General features: G+C 65.1%; 1 protein-coding gene. It reads right to left on the bottom strand.

The annotated features are described in order from the left end of the window. Positions 1-255: DDE-type integrase/transposase/recombinase (locus LI92_RS21635; protein ID WP_046322767.1), on the bottom strand; the 255-nt coding region annotated here is incomplete at both ends.

The following is a 255-nucleotide window of genomic DNA, read 5'->3' as shown; positions in this document are numbered from 1 at the left end:
CCGGGGTCGATGAACAGCGAGCCGGTGCCGTTGAACCGGCACCAGTCGTTGACCGCGTGGGCGATGAACTCGGGCCCGTTGTCGAACCGTACGTAGTTCGGTGCTCCGTGCATCAGGGCCAGGCGGTCGAGGACGTCGACGACGCCGTCGGCGTTGATGGCCCGGTCGACGTGGATCGCCAAGGCTTCGCGGGTGAACTCGTCGATCACGTTGAGCATCTTCAAAGTGCGCCCGTCGGCGGTGGTGTCGAACTGA

The organism is Mycobacterium sp. UM_Kg1, from assembly GCF_000972925.1.
Classification (GTDB): Bacteria; Actinomycetota; Actinomycetes; order Mycobacteriales; family Mycobacteriaceae; genus Mycobacterium; species Mycobacterium hiberniae.
The sequence above is the reverse complement of the archived record's forward strand: the minus strand, read 5'-3'. Positions and strand labels throughout refer to the sequence as shown.